Annotated in this window: 14 protein-coding genes, 1 tRNA gene and 1 riboswitch; of the genes, 4 read left to right on the plus strand and 11 right to left on the minus strand. The window is 69.6% G+C overall.

Going from position 1 to position 14315, the window contains the following annotated elements:
- Window position 1 precedes the first annotated feature (1 nt).
- Genes Q0Z44_RS02950 through Q0Z44_RS02995 form a run of 10 tightly spaced genes read right to left on the minus strand, consistent with a single transcriptional unit; the run spans window position 2 to window position 10688 of the window.
- On the minus strand, window positions 2-1489 hold the full coding sequence (locus tag Q0Z44_RS02950) for a cobyric acid synthase (RefSeq protein ID WP_298010029.1): 1488 nt from the start codon (window positions 1487-1489) through the stop codon (window positions 2-4).
- Window positions 1486-2643 carry an aminotransferase class I/II-fold pyridoxal phosphate-dependent enzyme gene (locus Q0Z44_RS02955; protein WP_298010031.1) on the minus strand — a complete coding sequence of 386 codons (1158 nt, stop codon included), beginning with the start codon at window positions 2641-2643 and terminating at the stop codon, window positions 1486-1488. The genes Q0Z44_RS02950 and Q0Z44_RS02955 overlap by 4 nt, the downstream gene beginning before the upstream one ends.
- A complete protein-coding gene (gene cbiB, locus Q0Z44_RS02960; RefSeq protein WP_298010034.1) occupies window positions 2636-3607 on the minus strand; it encodes an adenosylcobinamide-phosphate synthase CbiB in 972 nt (323 codons plus the stop codon). Before cbiB ends, Q0Z44_RS02955 begins: the two co-directional genes overlap by 8 nt.
- A gap of 7 nt (window positions 3608-3614) precedes the next feature.
- Window positions 3615-4184: a cob(I)yrinic acid a,c-diamide adenosyltransferase gene (cobO, locus tag Q0Z44_RS02965; RefSeq protein WP_298010037.1), complete on the minus strand. Its 570-nt coding sequence runs from the start codon at window positions 4182-4184 to the stop codon at window positions 3615-3617.
- A 15-nt stretch (window positions 4185-4199) separates the two neighbouring features.
- On the minus strand, window positions 4200-5516 hold the full coding sequence (locus tag Q0Z44_RS02970) for a cobyrinate a,c-diamide synthase (RefSeq protein ID WP_298010040.1): 1317 nt from the start codon (window positions 5514-5516) through the stop codon (window positions 4200-4202).
- Between the two features lies 1 nt (window position 5517).
- On the minus strand, window positions 5518-6300 hold the full coding sequence (locus Q0Z44_RS02975; protein ID WP_298010043.1) for an ABC transporter ATP-binding protein: 783 nt from the start codon (window positions 6298-6300) through the stop codon (window positions 5518-5520).
- Window positions 6297-7256, minus strand: a complete 960-nt coding sequence (locus Q0Z44_RS02980) for an iron ABC transporter permease (RefSeq protein ID WP_298010150.1) — start codon at window positions 7254-7256, stop codon at window positions 6297-6299. Before Q0Z44_RS02980 ends, Q0Z44_RS02975 begins: the two co-directional genes overlap by 4 nt.
- A gap of 20 nt (window positions 7257-7276) precedes the next feature.
- Window positions 7277-8161: a helical backbone metal receptor gene (locus Q0Z44_RS02985; RefSeq protein ID WP_298010046.1), complete on the minus strand. Its 885-nt coding sequence runs from the start codon at window positions 8159-8161 to the stop codon at window positions 7277-7279.
- A 47-nt stretch (window positions 8162-8208) separates the two neighbouring features.
- Complete coding sequence (cobU, locus tag Q0Z44_RS02990) at window positions 8209-8766, minus strand: bifunctional adenosylcobinamide kinase/adenosylcobinamide-phosphate guanylyltransferase (RefSeq protein WP_298010049.1); 558 nt, start codon at window positions 8764-8766, stop codon at window positions 8209-8211.
- A 29-nt stretch (window positions 8767-8795) separates the two neighbouring features.
- Window positions 8796-10688: a TonB-dependent receptor gene (locus Q0Z44_RS02995; protein ID WP_298010051.1), complete on the minus strand. Its 1893-nt coding sequence runs from the start codon at window positions 10686-10688 to the stop codon at window positions 8796-8798.
- Between the two features lie 77 nt (window positions 10689-10765).
- A riboswitch (cobalamin riboswitch) is annotated at window positions 10766-11011 on the minus strand.
- A gap of 65 nt (window positions 11012-11076) precedes the next feature.
- Between Q0Z44_RS02995 and Q0Z44_RS03000 the strand changes: the two genes are divergently transcribed.
- Both Q0Z44_RS03000 and Q0Z44_RS03005 read left to right on the plus strand, forming a co-directional pair.
- Entirely contained in the window at window positions 11077-11316 is a 240-nt protein-coding gene (locus Q0Z44_RS03000; RefSeq protein ID WP_298010054.1) for a DUF904 domain-containing protein, read from the plus strand.
- Window positions 11317-11320: 4 nt separating this feature from the next.
- Window positions 11321-11656 (plus strand): cell division protein ZapA, encoded by a 336-nt coding sequence (locus tag Q0Z44_RS03005; RefSeq protein ID WP_298010057.1) that lies wholly within the window; start codon window positions 11321-11323, stop codon window positions 11654-11656.
- A 348-nt stretch (window positions 11657-12004) separates the two neighbouring features.
- Here the strand turns inward: Q0Z44_RS03005 and Q0Z44_RS03010 are convergent, their stop codons facing one another.
- Window positions 12005-12997: a sensor domain-containing diguanylate cyclase gene (locus Q0Z44_RS03010; protein WP_298010060.1), complete on the minus strand. Its 993-nt coding sequence runs from the start codon at window positions 12995-12997 to the stop codon at window positions 12005-12007.
- Between the two features lie 259 nt (window positions 12998-13256).
- Here Q0Z44_RS03010 and Q0Z44_RS03015 point away from each other — a divergent pair, with 259 nt between their 5' ends.
- Window positions 13257-14144, plus strand: a complete 888-nt coding sequence (locus tag Q0Z44_RS03015) for an NAD(P)-dependent oxidoreductase (protein WP_298010063.1) — start codon at window positions 13257-13259, stop codon at window positions 14142-14144.
- A 37-nt stretch (window positions 14145-14181) separates the two neighbouring features.
- Window positions 14182-14257: transfer RNA gene (locus tag Q0Z44_RS03020), tRNA-Ala, on the plus strand.
- The last annotated feature ends 58 nt before the right edge of the window (window positions 14258-14315 follow it).

A 14315-nucleotide genomic window follows, 5' to 3' on the forward strand; every position in this document is an offset into this window, starting at 1 on the left:
TTCAGCGGGCGTCGAGCAGGCGGCGCAAGGCGCCGGGCGCCATGTGGTGATCGATGAAATCGGCGAGGCCATCCATCACGTGGTCGAGCACCGGTGCATCCTGCCCCAACAGCGCGCGCATTGCGGTGGCATCTTCGAACAGGCCGTGCAGGTACAGACCGAGCACGGGGCCCTGTTGCCAGCCGAGGGCCTGGCCGCGTGGGTCGTGCAGCACGGCGGTGGTCGGGCCGCTTGCCTGCGTCAGGCGGGTGCGGCCATGGTGGATCTCGTAGCCGTGCACGGTGAGGCCTTGCAGCGCCGACCACGGCCCGGACTTGACCGCATCCGCCACGAAATGCGCGGGGGTCTCGCTGAGCAGCTTGCGGTGGTCGAAGGTGGTGTCCAGGTCCAGCAGGCCCAGGCCGGGCTCGCGGGCCACGGGCTCGCCCTCGATGCCATCGGGGTCGCACACGGCCGCCCCGAGCATCTGCAGGCCACCGCAGATACCGAGCACACGCCGGCCGGCGCGCGCATGGGCCACGATGGCGTCGGCCAGGCCCTGTGTGCGCAGCCAGCGCAGGTCGGCCCGGGTGTGCTTGGAGCCGGGCAGGATGACCCAGTCGACGCCGTCCAGGTCACGCGGATGCCGCGCCCAGCTGAGGCGCACGCCGGGGGCGCCGCGCAGGGGCTGGAACTCGTCGAGGTTGCTGAGCCGCGGATAGGCCACCACGGCCACGCGTTGCACGCCCGGCACGCCGGCGCCTGAGGGCGCATCATCGAACACGCCATCCTCTTCGGGCAGGCCATGGCCGCGCCACATGGGCAGCACACCCACGGTCGGCACGCCTGTGAGGGCCTGCAGTTGCTCGGGGCCCGGCGCGAGCAGCGACGCATCCCCGCGGAAGCGGTTGAGCACGAAGCCCCGGATCAGCGCGCGCTCGTCCGCCGGCAGCAGCTGGTGTGTGCCATACAGGTGGGCGAACGCGCCGCCCCGATCGATGTCGGTGACCAGCAGGCAGGCCGCATCGGCATGGCGGGCGGTGCGCATGTTGACGTAATCGCTGCTGTGCAGGTTGATCTCGGCCGGCGAGCCCGCGCCTTCGATCACCACCACGTCGTGGGACGCACGCAGCGCATCGAGCGCCTGCCGGGCGTGCGGCCACAGGGCCTCGCTGCGCTCGCGCCACGGGATGGCACGCAGGTCGTCGCGCACCTCGCCCATCACGATGACCTGGCTGCCGGTGTCATGCTCGGGTTTGAGCAACACCGGGTTCATGCGCACATCCGGCACGGTGCGGGCGGCCAACGCCTGGAAGTACTGCGCGCTGCCGATCTCGCCCGGGGCGCCCCGCAGGCCGGGCACCACGCGCGCGTTGTTGCTCATGTTCTGCGCCTTGAAGGGTGCCACCTTCAGCCCCTGGCGGGCATACCAGCGGCACAGCGCGGTCGCCAGCCAGCTCTTGCCGGCGCCACTGGTGGTGCCCAGCACCATCACGGTCCTGGCAGTCATGCCGGTCGGTCCTTGTCCACGCCGCGATGGCTGTCGGGCTGGGTCGGGCGCCAGCTGGCCAGCGCATCGCGCAGCACCCGCTGCGCCACGGGCGCCTGGACGCTGAGCCGGAACACGCCGGGCAGGCCGAAGCCGGTGGCATCGCGCAGCCGGATGCCGCGTGCGCGCAGCCCTGTATTCAGCTGCGCAGACCAGTCCTGCCCCGCCTCTTCGGTGGCGCGGTGATGCAACCACGGCGGCGTGGCGAGAAAGAACGGCGTGTCGGACGGCGCGCAATGCCAGCCCCGCTCGATCAGCATGGCCTTCTGCATCGCCGCCCATTCGGCCAGCGTCAGGCGGGCATCGGCCAGCCAGCTCTGCACCGGCTCGGTGTGCCAGGCATGCAGCAGGGCCACGCCCTCGGCCGACAGCACCCAGCTCGGCGCCAGCACGGCCACCGACTGGACCACCCCCGCCTGCCATGAGGACGTGGCGAGGCCGGCCGGCAGCCCGGGCGCCTGCATCGCCCCGGCGCGCACGCCCGTCACGCCGAGTGCCTTGTTGGGCGACCACAGCTGCCAGAAACGCGATGCGCAGCGCGTGACGACCGGGTCTTCCCCCCGCAGGCGCAGCGGTGTGTAGGCCCGGTCCAGCGCCACGATGAGGGGCGCGCCCGCATCGAGCGCGGCCACCAGGGCGTGCACCGTTTCGGCCGCCAGACTGGCCCCGGTCGGGTTGTTCGGATCACACAGCCAGCACAGCGCCGGCTCGCCCAGCTGGGCCGCCCGCTGCGCTGCCTCGAACAGCGCTCCCTCGTCACGCCAGCCCCACACTGTCATGCCCAGGGCTTCGGCCGCGGCGCGGTAGTCGCCATAGCCCGGCTCGGGCACCCACACCCGACGCACGCCCTGAAGCGAAGCCGCCAGCGTGAGCCGGCGAATGGCTTCCGAGCTGCCTGCCGTGATGTGGACCTCATCACGCTCGCACATCCATTGCGCAGCAAGGTGGGCCCGCAGCGCGGCATACGCCGGATCCGGGTAGCGGCGCCGGTCCGCCGTCTGCAATGCCAGCACCAGCGCATCCGGCAGCGGCAGCGGATTGGCGTTGGTCGAAAAATCCCAGTGAATCGCCGGCCCGGCGTCCGGCCCGCCGTGCTCCACGGTCCCATCAGACATGCGTGTATCCCTCGTACAACCCGTATCCCATCGTCAGCAGTGCCGCGGTCAGAACCACGGCCCTGCCGGCCCAGCGCAGGGCCTGCGGGGTGTCCTGCGCCAGAAGCGGGCGCCCCTGGACGTGGAGCGTGTAGACACCCGGCTTGCCGAGCCTCACGCCGAGCAGCAGCGCCATGGCCCCCATCGGCCAGCCACCGTTGGGCGATGGCGTGCGCACGGCCTCGGCGCGCAAGGCTCGCCAGTCCGGCCAGCGCCACGCAGCCAGGTACAGCATCAGCGCCGTCAGGCGCGCCGGCACCCACGACAGCACATCGTCGGCCCGCGCGGCCCACTGCCCCATCCAGCGCCGGTGGTCGCGATAGCCCCACATGGCATCGGCGGTGTTCGCGAAACGGTACAGGGCCGCACCCGGCAGGCCGGCCACCAGAAACCAGCACAGCGGCGCCACCACCGAGTCGTTCAGGTTCTCGGCCAGCGACTCGATCGCACTTTCACGGACCTCGGTCTCGCTCAGTAGGGCCGTGTCCCGACTCACCAGCCAGCCCAGCCGGGATCGCCCGGCCTCCAGTGACTGGCTCAAGGCGTGATCCACCGCATCCACCTCGTCGCGCAACATCCGCCACGCGAGCAAGGGCTTGAGCAGCACCCCCAGCAGGGCTCCGCGCAGCACTGCCTGTTCAAGCGGCGCGTCGTCCGCCGTCAGCGCCACCACGCCGATGTCGAGTGCCAGTGCCACCGCCAGCACCAGCACGGCCCCGAGCCACCAGGCCAGCGCCCCGCCCAACCGCGCCGTGGCAGTCGGCAAGGCACACAGGCGCGGGCCCAGTGCCCCCAGATAACGCCCCATGGCGACCACCGGGTGCGCCCACGCCGGCGGCTCGCCCCACGCGCGGTCGATGGCCAGCGCCACGCCGAGGGCGGTCGCCAGCGTCACGGTGCCTGGCAAAGCGGCAAGGCCCTCCATCTGCAACTCAGTCCTCGATGCCGCGCTGGGCCGGCACGCCCGCGTCGTAGTGGTGCTTGACCAACTTCATCTCGGTCACGGTGTCGGCCACGTCCACCAACTCCTGGGGGGCGCCGCGGCCGGTCAGCACGACGTTGACGTGAGAGGGGCGGCTCGTCAGCACATCGACCACGGCCTGCAGGTCCAGCCAGCCGTAGCGGATCGGGTAGGTGATCTCGTCGAGCACGACCAAGAAGTGCTCGCCAGCCTGGATGGTGGCGGCTGCCCGGGCCCAGCCGTCGCGGGCGAGTTGCGCCGAGTGCTCAAGGTCCTTGCTCTTCCAGCTGAAGCCGTCGCCCAGGCCCTCGATGGGCACACCGAGCCGCTCGAACACGCGGTGCTCGCCAAAGCGCGCCGAGGGCACCTTCATGAACTGGTAGATCTTGACGGCCTTGCCACGGCCGTGGGCGCGCAGGGCCAGGCCAAAGGCGGCTGTGCTCTTGCCCTTGCCATCGCCGGTGTGGATGAGGACCAGGCCGCGGCGGTCGCCGTCGGGCTTCTCGACCTGACGGTCGACCGGGGGGTTTTCAATCTGCATGAGGGACCTCGGGGATCAGGGTTGAAACAGGGCCGCAACGGCTGCCGGGTTCGAGGGGAAGTAGAGGTGAAGAAAGGACGCAAACAGGCGCCCGTTCCGGTACACCGGCTCGGGCCGACCATGGTGCCGCTGCGCGGTGGTGTGCAACACAACCGGTTCGTCGCCCGAAACCGCCGCGTGGTGAAAGGTATGTCCGCGCACGGTACCCTCCGGCAGGGCCAGCGCATGCAGCCCGAGGTTCACGAGGCGGGCCTGCATGGCCCCTTCGCCCCGCAACAGGCCCCACATCGGCGCGCGCTGCCCCTCGGCATCGCACAGGGCGTCGAGCAGCGCCAGCATGCCACCGCATTCCGCCACAATGGGCCGGCCCTCGGCATGGTGGTGGCGCACGGCCTCGCGCATGGCGTGGTGACCAGCCAGGCGGCTCAGGTGCAGTTCGGGATACCCGCCCGGCAGGTAGAGGGCGTCCACGGCGGGCGGTGTCTCGTCGTGCAACGGCGAGAACATCACCACATGGGCGCCCAGCGCGCGCAGCACGGCGAGGTTGGCCGGATACAGGAAGGCAAAGGCTTCGTCCTGCGCCACGCCGATGCGCACACCGCTCAAGGGCCGGTCGTCTGGCAGGCGGGCCTCGGGTGGCACCTCGGGTGGCGATCTAAAGGTCACCGGCGCGGGCATCGCGGGATGGAGCGCACTCAGCGCCTGCGCCGCGCGGTCGAGGCGCGCATCCAGGTCGGCCACTTCGTCGGCCTGCATCAGGCCCAGGTGGCGTGATGGCAACCCAATGGCCTCATCACGGGGCAGCCCGCCAAACCATGTCATGCCCGCGGGCAGGCTTTCGCGCAGCATCTGCGCATGGCCTGCACTGGCCACGCGGTTGGCCAGCACCCCTGCCATTTGCAAAGCGGGGCGGTAGGCGGCCAGGCCGAGGGCCAGCGCACCGAAGGTCTGCGCCATGGCACCCGCGTCGATCACCGCCAGCACGGGCAGGCCCAGCTGCGTCGCGAGGTCCGCGGACGACGGGGTGCCATCATGCAGGCCCATGACCCCTTCCACCAGGATGACGTCCGCATCCTGGGCCGCCTCCCACAGCAGCTGCCGGCAATGGGCTTCGCCACCCATCCACAGATCGAGCTGCTGCACAGGCAGGCCGCAGGCGCGCGACAGGATCATCGGGTCCAGAAAATCCGGGCCGGTCTTGAACACGCGCACACGCCGACCCTGCTGCACATGCCAGCGCGCGAGGGCGGCCGTGGCCGTCGTCTTCCCCTGGCCGGAAGCCGGGGCGCTGATGAGGAGTGCGGGGCACTGAACGGAAGTGAGGGCGCTCACGTCATGATCCTTGATGCCGCCCACTGACGGGCAGCGCCACCCAGTGGCCGTCCACCTGCACCAGCCGCACACGCTGATCGAACACTGCGCACAGCGACTGCTGCGCATCCGGGCTGCAAGCCGCGCCATGGTGCCGCACGCGGCCATCGGCCATCACGATCAACTCGTCGGCCTGCAGCGCCATGTTGAGTTCATGCAGCACGCTCACCACGGTCACGCCCTGCCCGCGCAGTGCCTGCACAGTGTCCAGCCAGTCGGCCTGGTGTGGCGGGTCCAGGTGGGCCAGGGGCTCGTCCATCAACAGCACCGGCGCACGCACGGCCAGCGCCCGGGCCAGCAGCACCCGTTGCCGCTCACCACCCGACAACTCGCCCATGCGCCGTGCGCGCCAGGCCCAGCACTGCGTCTGCTGCATGGCGGCCTGCACCGCGAGGTGGTCGGCGGCGTCGGGTGCAGCCAGCCATGCCTGATATGGCAGGCGCCCCAGCATCACCACGTCCTGCGCGCGCAGGTCTTCCCCACCCGACTCCGCCTGTCCGAGCCACGCCAGCCTGCGTGCACGCTCGGCAGCAGGCCAGGCCGACAGCGGGCGGCCATGCAGCATGACCTCGCCCGTCACAGGCACCAGCCCGGCCAGGGCTCGCAGCAGCGTCGACTTGCCCGCGCCATTAGGGCCCACCACCGCGATCCAGCGGCCGGCGTGCAGGGCCACATCGACCTCGTGCAACACCGGCACACGCCCCAGTTGCACGCGTTCAAGGCGGGCCTGCAGCACCGGGGTCACGCGGACGCCTCCATGCGATGCATGCGCCACAGCAGGTAGATGCCGCCCAGCACCGCGGTCAACACCCCCACGGGCAGCTCCTGAGGCGCGATCACCAGTCGTGCCACGGTATCGGCTGCAAGCAGCAGCAGACCACCTGCCAGCGCAGACAGCATCAACACCGCGCCCTGGGTACCTGGCACCCGCCCCCGCACCAGGTGCGGCGCCACCAGCCCCACGAACGAAATGAGGCCCGCCTGTGCCACTGCCGTGCCGGTGGCCAGTGCCATCGCGCCCACCAGCCACACCCGCACCGCCCCCATGCGCACGCCGAGGCTGCGCGCTGTGGCATCGCCCAGGCTCAGGGCGTCAAGCGCACGCGCGCCGCCCCAGGCCACACACAGGGTCAGCGCGCACACCGGCGCCATCACCTGCACGGCCGACCAGCCCAGAAAGCCCGTGGTGCCCAGCATGAAGGCCTGCATGGCGCGCATGATGTCCGGCACCAGCAGCATGGTGAGCGCGCTGCACGCGCCGAGCACCACCCCGACGACCACGCCCGCCAGCAGCAGGCGCAGCGTGTGCTGCACGCCTCGCGCCAAAGTGAGGGTCAGCAGCACGGCCAGCACCGAGCCCGCAAACGCCGCCCCCGTCAACCCGAGTCGCACGGCCCAGCCCGTGGCCGCGGGCCCCACGCCCAGCGCGGCCAGGCAGGCCGCCACACCCAGGGCCGCCCCGGATGAGCTGCCCAACAGGTAGGGATCGGCCAGCGGGTTGCGAAAAAGGCCCTGCGCCACCGCACCTGCCAGCCCCAACAGCGCACCGGCCAGCCACGCCCCCACGCCGCGTGGCGCGCGGATGTCCCACAGGATCTGACGGACGAGCGCGTCATCCTCCGCGCCGAACGGCACGGACCACCCGGTGCTGCCCGCCATCAGGCTCACACCCAACAGCGCCACCGTCAGCCCCACCAGCATCCCGCCCCAGCGCCACGCACTCACCGCGCGCTCCCGACAGGCGGCGTCATGCGTTGCAGGCAGGCCGCCATGATGCGCGCCGCCTCGCCCATGCGTGGGCCTGGCCGCGACAGCACATCGCCCTGCTCCGCTGAGAACGTGCAGATCCGACCGTGCTGCACCGCCTGGATGCGCGACCAGCCAGGCCGCGCGGGCAAGGCCGCCGCATTGCGGGCCGAGACCATGATGAGCAGCGGATCACCGCGCACCACGAACTCCGGGTTGAGCTTCGGGAACGGGCCCAGCGATTCGGGCACGATGTTCTTCAGCCCCAGGCGCGCCAGCGTGTGGCCGATGAAGGAGGCGGTGCCCGCCGCATAGGGCGCGCTGTCCACCTCGTAGTACACGCGCTGCCCGCGCCAGCCGGCCGGCACCGTGCTGGCCGCCTGATCGATCTCCCCTTCAAGGCGGGCCCACAAGCGCTCTCCGGCTGCAGGTTGCCCCAGCAACTGCGCGAGCTTGCCCGCCACACGGCGCACGTCGTCGTGGGTGCGCGGCTCCAGCGCCACCACCCGGATGCCGAGCGCCTCCAGGCGGTCCGTCACGCGGGCCGACAGCGCCAGCAACACCACATCCGGCCGCAAGGCCACGATCTGCTCGAGGTTGGCGTCGTCCAGCCCTCCGGCCTTGGGCAGGGACTTCACCGAGGCAGGGTGATTGGAATAGCGGTCCGTGCCCACCAGCCGGGCGCACTGCCCGAGCTCGCACACAGTTTCCGTCAGCGAGGGCAACAGGCTCACGATGCGCTGCGGGGGCGCTGACCACACCGTGCGCGCACCGCGGTCGTCCACCAGCGTGAAGTCGGCCGCGCGCGCCAGCGACCCCACGCACGCGACAGCAAGCAGCATCGTGGCGACAAAGCTCATGCGTTGAGCCTGTGACTCCCTCCCACCACGAACGCGCCACGCCGCCATCACGTTTCCTCGATCACGGGCCGCGTCCACGGCTGTCCCGCGACCATCAGGGTGACGTCACTGCAGCAGCGTGCCACCGCCTGGTTCAGCCTGCCGAGTTCGTCGACGAAGTCCCGCACCTCGCGAGACAAGGGAACGATGCCCCATCCCACTTCATTGGACACGAACACCACGGGCGACGCGAGCTGAGGCAACAGGGCCTGCAGGGCGTCACACTCGGCGCGCCACGCGTCGAGATCGGGCGCCCCGGACGCCGGCATCAACCAGTTGGTGAGCCACAGCGTCAGACAGTCCACAACCATGAGTCGGCCTGGCTTCGCCTCGTCTTGCAGCGCCTTGCACAAGGCACGCGGCGCCTCCACGGTGTCGAAGCCTGCTGGCCGCTCAAGGCGATGCCGCGCGATGCGTTCCCGCATCTCGTCATCCCAGGCTTCTGCCGTGGCCACCACCGTGACACGGTGGGCCGGGTCGGCCGCCAGCCAGCGGTGCGCCAGCCGCTCGGCATGGCGCGACTTGCCGCTGCGCTGTCCACCCACAACGAGGTGATGAGATGACATGAGCAACCTCTCGTGAAAATGGCGGGCTGTCAGCGGGATCCGGGCGTGTAGGCCAGCGTCAGGAACACCTGCGCACCGGCCTGGTTGTAGCCCCAGACCTTCTCGTAGGTCCGATCGCCGAGGTTGTCGGCACGCAGGCTCAACTTCCAATCCGGATGGACTCGCCATGCCACGGAAGCGCCCCAGAGCGCGTAACCCGGCAAGTGATCCCGCACAAAGCTCGCATTGGTGTCAACCGCACCGTCGCTGCCTTTGAGGGACACCTCGTACTTCACTACACTGCGATCAAGGCCCACCCGGATGGTGCCGAAACGGTCGGCTCGCCTCACCAGCTTGCTCCCGTCGGCCTCATTGTGCGCATCCAGCCAGTCGAGGCTGCCCACACCGTACAGCTGACCGATCCCGGTCTGCGTGGCGGTCTGGTAAGACAGCGTCCAGCCGCTCAAGCTTACCCGCTTGATGTTGCTGGCCGAGGTCGGGCTGATCAGGATGAAGTCCCGGATGCGGTTGTCGTAGCGCGTCAGCCGGGCAGCGTGCTCTCCGGCCTCCCACGCCAGGCTGAGCTCCTTGTTCAGCCCGCGTTGGGGCTGCAGATCTGGCGTGCCGTAACCGGGCCAGTAAAGCTGGTTGAACGATGGCGCCACAAAGCTGGTGCCTACGGCCCCGCCAAGGCGCCAGGCCTCACCCAGGTGAGCGCCATACCCGATTGACCCGGTGTCCTGCGTACCGAACTGCGAGTTGCGATCGCGCCGCGCACTCAGTTGCCAGTCGTGCGCCCCCCGGTGACCCGAAAGCCCGAGCACCAGACCATCGATCCGCCGCTGCGTCACTGGAAACTGCTTCGTGGAGTTCTCGATGGACTGTCGCAGACTCTCCACGGCGACCAGCGCGGTTCCCAGCGGCGTGCCGATCTGGTTTTCCCAGATCAGTTGCTGCTGCGCCGTGGCGATGCGCCCGAGATAGCTGCTCTTGTTCGCGACGGTTGTGTCAGAGACGTCCAGCGTGTGGCTGGCCTGCACGCTGGACTTCCACCCCGGCGCCAGCTGACCCAGCAGTTTGATGCCCGCCACCTGCGTGGTCAGCTCGGCTCGGGTGTCCTTTGAAACCCCGGACGCGGCCACACCGTCGTCGTACCGGCTCACCCCATCGGAGCGCAGGAGATTGCCCTCGATACGCCACCCCTTGCTCAATCCGAGGCCGAGGTTGGCGCTCAGGGACTGCTGCCGGAAGCCATCACGGTCCGCGTTGTACGAACTGGCACCGACGCGAGGATTGGTCGCGCTGAACCCCGCTGTGCCGACTGTCTGCGCCCGCACGCTGTAAGTCAGCTGGTCGGCACCGCCCGATACGCCGACAGAAAGACCGTGATAGCGGTCCGAGCCCAGCGTGGCGCTGCCTGTGACAAGCGGCTTGCCGGCGGCTTCCCTGCGCGTGAAGATCTGCACCACACCCGAGGCCGCATCCGCGCCATACAGCGATGCCAGCGCACCGCGCACAATCTCGATCCGTTCGATCTGGTCAAGCGGAATGTTGTCGATGGAGGGAGCGCCCGTGGTCGCCGATCCGTAGCGGACGCCATCGATCAGCACGATGGACTGCTTGGCATCTCCGCCGCGGATGAACACGCTGCTGTTCTTCCCCAGCCCCCCGTTGGATGCCGACTGGATCCCCGGGCTGCCCGACAGGAGGTCGGCCAGGCTACGGCCTGCCGAAGCGGCGATCTGGTCGCGCTCGATCACCGTCACATCGGCGGACAGGTTGCTGATGCGGGTCGGGCTGCGCGTGGCGGTGACCACCACCTGCTCGACATGGTCGGCGTCGGCCGCCCGCACCCCGAACGGCGCAACGAGGACAAAACCACACGCCACAGCCAAAGCCGAGCGCACCCCGGGTGCACGCGGCACCGAGTTCAGGAAAGACATGAAAAGATCAACAGGACAGAAGCCCCAGCCAGCGTCCCCGCAGGCCCCGGGCGGAATGGCCAGCCGCACACGCGGTGCACGGCTGTCCCCCTGTTGGCCGGTATCCGGGCTGGGCGATGCGACCTGTGCGGCCTTCCCAGGCAAGCGCCCAGTGGCAGAGAACACAAGCGGGGTTCGCGGCAGTTGCCTGACGAACCCGATCGCCGACCGTTGCGGGGGCAGCGCAGGTCGGGCCGACATCGGAGATGTCTGAGCCTTCCTGCTTCCCGTTTAACTGCGCCGGAGAGAACCCCGGCACGAGCACCAACGCGGCCGATTGTAAGGTAAGCCCCCTACAATGCCTGCTGGGCCTGTGCACCGGGCCACCACCCACCCGCGGGCTCCCGCCATGTCCAGAATCGACGAACTCACGGAACGCATCGAGCGCCTTCTGCTGCGCCACGAGGAACTGCGTCGCACCAACGCGCTGCTCGAGCAGCAACTGGCTGTCACGCTTCAAGAGCGCGACTCGCTGCGTGCCCGCCTGTCGGCCGCCCGCGCCCGCATCGACGCCCTGATCGACCGCCTGCCGCAGGCACCGACCGACGCGGCAGAATCCCACACGCCCTCCTCCTCGTCCGAGGCCTGAACGCATGAAGCAGATTGAAGTCTCGATCATGGGGCAGAGCTATCTGCTCGGCTGCCCGGACGGCGGCGAAGAACGCCTGCGACAGGCCGTGACCCAGGTCGACCGCGAGATGTGCGCCATCCGCGACAGCGGCAAGCTCAAGGCCCGCGAGCGCATCGCCGTGCTGGCGGCGCTGAACCTTGCCTATGTGCTGACCGACCGGCCCGCTGCCCCCGCGGTCGCGCCGGCTTCTGGCGAGGGCGCGGCGCCTCAGGCCGCGGGGTTGCCTCCCCCCGAGTACATCGACAACCTGATTCAGCGCCTCGACCACGCGCTCGACAACGACGGTCACCTCATCTGAAACGGGCTGTCAAGCATCGTGCGATGAAACCCCGTGCCGTGGTGCTTTTGCACGGGCGCATGCGGCGGCAACGCTTAGAATGAAATCGTTCGTCGCGTTCGTGGTTGCTTTTATTTCCTTGAACCGATGCTCTTGGAGCCAGGGCTTGGAACATTGCAGCGCAGGTGTGATCGTCTCGCGTCAGATGAACCCGAAGTGCTGCTGACCTCGCCCACCTGAATCCCCCTGGGTTCAGGAATGCGGCAACCAGTCTGCGACGGACCCTTACATCACAACGGCCAGTCACCTCTCGGTGAACTGGCCGTTTTCTTAGGCGCGGTGCGGTGCCGCACACGACCGCCCGGCGGCTCAGGTGACCGGCACGAACTGGATGCTCGCCAGCGCGATGCGATTGCCACCCTTCTCGCGTGCGCTGGACAGCGCGCGGTCAGCGCTGCGCATCAGTTCGTCGACCACGCCGGCGGTGTGCGGGAAGCTCGAGATGCCCAGCGACACGGTGAAGGGAATCTGCTGGCCGTTGTAGGCCACGATGTGCTGCGCACACTGGCGCCGCAACTGTTCCATGCGGGAATGTGCCGTGGCGAGCCCGACGCCCGACAGCAGCACGATGAAACGGTCCCCGCCCAGTCGGCACGGCGAATCCATTGCACGGGTGCCGGCGCGCAGCAGCCGGCCGAGGGACTCGACCACGCGCTCGCAGGCTTCTGCCCCATGCAGGCGCAGGATCTCTTCGAGGTTGTCGATGGCCACGGCCACCAGCGCGAACTCGCGTTGCTCGCGGCTTGACAGGTCGGCCTCGCGGCGCAGCTGCTCTTCGAAGTGGGCGCGGTGATACAGGCCCGAGACGGAGTCGCGCACCTGGTTGTCCTGCACATCGCGGCGCAGGGCGTCATTGGCCTTCTGCTGCTCTTCGAGCTGGGCCAGCGCGGTCTGCAGTTGCGCGTCCTTGCGGCGCTGCTCGGTCAGGTCTTGCCACACGGACAGCAGGCGGGGCCCCTGCGGGGTGGAGGCAATCTGCCGCCAGGCCACGAAGTCGCGGCGCTCACCGCCCAACTCCAGCCGGTGCTCGGCCCGTACGCCTGCGGTCTGGGCCACGGCCTGTTGATCGGCGGCCCGCAAGGCCACGGCCTGCCCCGCATCGAACAACTCGGCGTCTGCGGCCCCCACCCATTGCTGACCGGGCTGGAGCAGCAGCCGCGCGGCCGCTTCGTTGGCCCGCTCGTAGCGGCCCGAGGTCGGGTCCTTGATCAGCGCCCCATGACCCATCTGGTCCAGGGCCTGGAACAGGGCGTCGACGAGGTCGCCACCGGTCCTCTCTCCGGTTGCTGGGGAATCGGCCATGGTGTGTTGCAGGGGAGAAGTCGTTATTGGAATGAACGGGCGCCAGGCGGCACGCCATGGACGGGGGGTCCGGGCGAATGTTCGCCGAAAAGGACCCGCGACGCCGCCCTTCAAACATGGGATGAAAGGCGACTTTACCCCTCCCTCGCGGTATTTTTCACACTCCGCAGGACGGGGGTGTCCGCAGATTACAACCGTGCTCAAGCCCTTGGGGCGACCAGGGGCTGGGTCAGAATCGTGGCTTTGGCCTTTGTCTTCTATGAACACCCACATCTGCCTGCTGGGGTGCGGCCTCATGGGCGCGCCCATGGCCCGCCGTCTGCTTGCCGCGGGATATCCCCTGACCGTCTGGAACCGCACGCGCCTCAAGGCCGACGCACTGGTCGAGGCGGGCGCGCAGGTCGCCGACACGCCGGCCGAAGCCGCGGCCCGGGCCGACATCGTGATCACGATGCTGGAGCATGGCGGGGTGGTGCAGAGCGTGCTGTTCGACGGGCCCGATGCGGCCGTGCACGGCCTGCGCGCCGGCGCCCTGGTGATCGACATGAGCTCGATCCTGCCCGAGCAGGCGCAGGCCCATGCCTCACGCCTGGTGGTGGCGGGCGCGGCCGCGCTTGATGCGCCCGTGTCAGGTGGCACGCTGGGCGCCGAGGCCGGCACGCTGGCGATCATGGCCGGTGGCGATGAGGCGGCCTTCGCACGCGCCCGGCCCGTGCTGGAGGCCATGGGCCGGCCGGTGCACGTGGGGCCGGCCGGGTCCGGCCAGTTGGCCAAGCTGGCGAACCAGATGATCGTGGGCATCACCATCGGCGCCGTGGCCGAAGCGCTGCTGCTAGCGGAACGCGGGGGCGCCGATCCGGCCAAGGTGAGAGAAGCCATGCGCGGGGGCTTCGCCGACAGCCGCATTCTGGAGGTGCATGGCCAGCGCATGGTGGAGGGCGACTTCGCCAAGCGCGGGTCGATGGCGATCCAGCTCAAGGACCTCAACAACGCGCTGCACGCGGGTGCCCGGCTGGGTTTCGAAGGACCGATCACCCGCCTGCTGGCCACGCTGTACCAGCAGGGGGTGGACCATGGGCTGGCCGAGCTGGACCAGTCGGCCCTGTTCAAAGAACTGCAGGCACGCCAGCAGTCGGGCGGCGCCTGATGGCGACCCCTGAGGTTTTTGCTAGACTTTGCAGCACGGGCCGATAGCTCAGCTGGGAGAGCGCCGCGTTCGCAATGCGGAGGTCGGGAGTTCGATCCTCCTTCGGTCCACCATCTCGTGCACCATCCTTGAAGATCAGGCGGCGTAGCGGGCACCACGAGGACCTCACCC

The sequence above is a fragment of the uncultured Aquabacterium sp. genome (assembly GCF_947366995.1).
GTDB lineage: Bacteria > Pseudomonadota > Gammaproteobacteria > Burkholderiales > Burkholderiaceae_C > Aquabacterium.